This window comes from Caballeronia sp. ATUFL_F1_KS39, assembly GCF_023630985.1.
Lineage (GTDB): Bacteria > Pseudomonadota > Gammaproteobacteria > Burkholderiales > Burkholderiaceae > Caballeronia > Caballeronia zhejiangensis.
On the sequence record NZ_JALQDZ010000038.1, the window covers coordinates 1 to 3,642 of the forward strand.

Sequence of the window (3,642 nt, forward strand, 5' to 3'; positions counted from 1 at the left end):
TGATGCGCGACGGCACAACTTGGAATCCCCCAAAACCATGATCCTTACCAACTCAACCCTTGACGCTCAATACAGTTGCTTTCTTTGCAGCAGCAAAGAAAGTGACTGCCGCCCCGCACAGGGGCAACGCTAATAGACCGACACGAAAACGGGATCCGGCGACAACAACAACAACAACAAACCTCTTATACCCCCGCCGTAGCAGTAACAGCAAAATCCGGCGTATCCGTCGACGCATAGTTGAAAGTGACATCGCGCCAGGTATCGAGCGCCTGCTGCAACGGCGTACACCCCCGCGCGGCGGTTTCAAGAATATCGGGGCCTTCACGAGCAATATCCCGCCCTTCATTCCGCGCTTTCACCATGGCTTCGAGCGCGACGCGATTGGCCGTCGCCCCGGCCTGAATCCCTTGCGGATGTCCAATCGTCCCGCCGCCGAATTGCAGAATGCAGTCATCCCCAAAGAGATCGAGCAACTGATGCATCTGCCCTGCGTGAATCCCGCCCGATGCCACCGGCATCACCTTGCGCAACCCCGCCCACGGTTGATCGAAGAAGATCCCTCGCGACAGATCGGGCTCATTGCGCGCCTCGCGGCACACGTTGTAATAGCCCTGCACCGACAACGGATCGCCTTCCAGCTTGCCGACGGCAGTGCCCGCATGAGCATGATCGACGCCCGCCATCCGCAGCCACTTCGCGATCACGCGAAACGAGATGCCATGATTGCGCTGCCGCGTATAAGTCCCATGTCCCGCGCGATGCAGATGCAGGATCATGTCGTTGCGACGCGCCCACTTCGACATCGACTGAATAGCGGTCCAGCCGATCACGAGATCGATCATCACGATGCACGACCCGAGTTCCTTCGCGAATTCCGCGCGCTCGTACATGTCTTCCATCGTGCCGGCCGTCACGTTCAGATAGTGACCCTTCACTTCGCCGGTCTCGGCTTGCGCGCGGCTCACCGCTTCCATTGCGAAGAGGTAACGATCGCGCCAGTGCATGAACGCCTGCGAATTGATGTTCTCGTCGTCCTTCAGAAAATCGAGCCCGCCTTTCAAACCTTCGTACACGACGCGCCCATAGTTCTTTCCCGACAAGCCGAGCTTCGGCTTCACGGTCGCACCGAGCAGCGGACGTCCGTATTTATCGAGCCGCTCGCGTTCGACGACGATGCCCGTCGGCGGTCCCTGAAACGTCTTCAGATACGCAACGGGAATACGCATGTCTTCGAGCCGCAGCGCCTTCAACGGCTTGAAGCCGAACACATTGCCGATGATCGACGCCGTCAGGTTCGCGACCGATCCCTCTTCGAAAAGATCGAGTTCGTACGCGATGTAAGCGAAGTACTGCGGCTCGTCGGCGCGCGCATTCGGCACCGGTTCGACGCGATACGCCTTCGCGCGGTACATGTCGCATGCAGTGAGACGGTCGGTCCACACGACCGTCCATGTCGCCGTCGACGATTCGCCCGCCACGGCCGCAGCCGCTTCCTCCGGCTCGACACCCGCTTGCGGCGTGATGCGAAAGAGCGCGATGACGTCGGTGTCCTTCGGCGTGTAATCGGGCTGCCAGTAGCCCATCTCGCGATACTTCATGACGCCGGCCGCATAGCGCGAGCGCGCATCGGACGGATTGCGCACCGCCTCGACGGCGGCCTTGCTGAAGTCGTTCATTCCGTTTCCTCGACAGTGAGATGAGAGTGGCGTCGCGGTGTTGCTCGAAGCGATCGCCGCTTGTGAACCGCGCCCTGCTGTGATTGCAGAGTAAGCACGCGTCGCACAGAAAGGAATTCACGAATTACTTGCCCGGGCTTAAGCGATGCCTTAGTCGGGAATAGCCCTGATGCGTTTATGAACGAAGCAATGGGACACTGTGTTCTGATTTCGTCACAGTCGGCGCGCATGATGAGCGAGCCGCGCTCTTCGGCATCCGCTTCATGTCATTGGCATGGCGCTTGCATCGTCGAAGGGCCGGCCCCCTCCCGGCCGCCTGGCGGATTCGTCCGCATCGGCAAATCATCGAAGCGGTATCGAGGCATCAACCCGACTCATCTGGAGGAACGCCCATGCAATGGACTACGCCGAGCTTCACCGATATGCGTTTTGGTTTTGAAATCACGATGTATATCGCCACCCGCTAAACGCGGACCGAACCCGCACGAAGCCGCATCGAAGCGATGGCGGCTCTTTCGTGCGGCTACGAATACTTTCGCCGACCATCATGATTTACGAGACCATCGTCACGACCGCGGATCGCGATGGCCGGCCGCATATCGCGCCGATGGGCGTGCGCTTCGAAGAGGGCCTCGCGATTCTTGCGCCGTTCCGTCCGTCGACGACGCTCGATAACGTCATCGCGACGAAGAGCGCCGTCATCAATCTGACGACGGACGTGCGCGTGTTCGCGGGCTGCGTGACGGGCATTGCGCGCGACTGGCCGACGGTTGCCGCGAGCACGGTGCCAAGCGTGCGGCTCGCATCGACGCTCGCGCATATCGAGCTGCGTCTCGCCGAACTTCTCGATGACGAAGCGCGCCCGACTTTGCGCATGGAATGTGTGCATCGCGAGACGCATGCGCCGTTTCCGGGCTTCAATCGCGCGCAGGCGGCGGTTGTCGAAGGCGCGATTCTCGTGAGCCGGCTGTTCATGTTGCCGCCTGAAAAGGTGGATAGCGAGGTGGCGTATTTGCGGATCGCCATCGACAAGACTGCGGGCGACGCCGAGCGCGAGGCCTGGCAATGGCTTTTGCAGGCGATCGAGGCGCATCGCGCGAAGGCTGTGAGCTGACGCGTTTTCCGTAGCCATCCCTCTGGAGTTTCGACGATGACCGCATTGCTCGCGAGCGTCCGCTCGGCCGACGAAGCCTTCGATGCGGCGGACGCCGGCGCCGAACTGATCGACCTGAAGGAGCCGGGCGCGGGCGCGCTGGGCGCTGTTGCGATCGGCGATATCGCGCGTATCGTGGGGGCGTTGCGTGCGCGGTATGCGGTGCGGCCGATCAGCGCGACCATCGGCGATTTGCCCAACGATGCGCTCGACGAGATGACCGCGCGCGTGCTCGATGTCGCGGCTACGGGCGTCGATTATGTGAAGGTCGGGGTGTCGCCCGGGGCGGGCGCTTTTGCGTGCTTGCGGCATCTGGCGAGCTTGCCGGCGGCTGTCGTGCCGGTGTTGTTATCCGACGATGGCGTGGATCGCGAACTGGCCGCGCTTGCGGCGCAACTGGGTTTTGTGGGCATCGTGTTCGATACGGCGAGCAAGGACGGGCGCACGTTGTTCGATTGCGTCGATGTGGGGGCGCTTGCTTCCTGCATCGGCGATGCGCGCAAGCGGGGGACCATGATTGCCGTCGCCGGGTCTTTGAGGTGGGACGATCTCGACAGGATTCGTTTGCTCGCGCCGGATATTGCCGGGTTTCGTGGGGCTCTTTGCGATGAGCGCGATGGACGTACTGGGAGGCTTGATCCGCTTCGCGTCGAGAAGTGGGTTCGGGCTTTGCGTCTTGCTCGCTGAGCGTTTGTTATTCGGGGGCTTTTTCGCCGGATCCCGGTTTCGCGTCGGTCTATTAGCGTTGCCCCTGTGCGGGGCGGCACTCACTTTCTTTGCTGCTGCAAAGAAAGTAAGCAAAGAAAGCAG

General features: G+C 61.3%; 4 protein-coding genes. 3 read left to right on the top strand and 1 reads right to left on the bottom strand.

What is annotated here, in order from left to right; genetic code table 11:
- Positions 1–185 precede the first annotated feature (185 nt).
- Positions 186–1,679 carry a form I ribulose bisphosphate carboxylase large subunit gene (locus NCR93_RS19570; protein WP_175983316.1) on the bottom strand — a complete coding sequence of 498 codons (1,494 nt, stop codon included), beginning with the start codon at positions 1,677–1,679 and terminating at the stop codon, positions 186–188.
- A gap of 392 nt (positions 1,680–2,071) precedes the next feature.
- Between NCR93_RS19570 and pqqA the strand changes: the two genes are divergently transcribed.
- From pqqA to NCR93_RS19585, 3 genes are all read left to right on the top strand, one after another.
- Positions 2,072–2,146, top strand: a complete 75-nt coding sequence (gene pqqA / locus NCR93_RS19575; protein WP_008354335.1) for a pyrroloquinoline quinone precursor peptide PqqA — start codon at positions 2,072–2,074, stop codon at positions 2,144–2,146.
- A gap of 80 nt (positions 2,147–2,226) precedes the next feature.
- A complete protein-coding gene (locus NCR93_RS19580) occupies positions 2,227–2,793 on the top strand; it encodes a DUF447 domain-containing protein (protein ID WP_008354334.1) in 567 nt (188 codons plus the stop codon).
- Positions 2,794–2,829: 36 nt separating this feature from the next.
- Positions 2,830–3,519 carry a (5-formylfuran-3-yl)methyl phosphate synthase gene (locus NCR93_RS19585; RefSeq protein WP_175983317.1) on the top strand — a complete coding sequence of 230 codons (690 nt, stop codon included), beginning with the start codon at positions 2,830–2,832 and terminating at the stop codon, positions 3,517–3,519.
- Positions 3,520–3,642 lie beyond the last annotated feature (123 nt).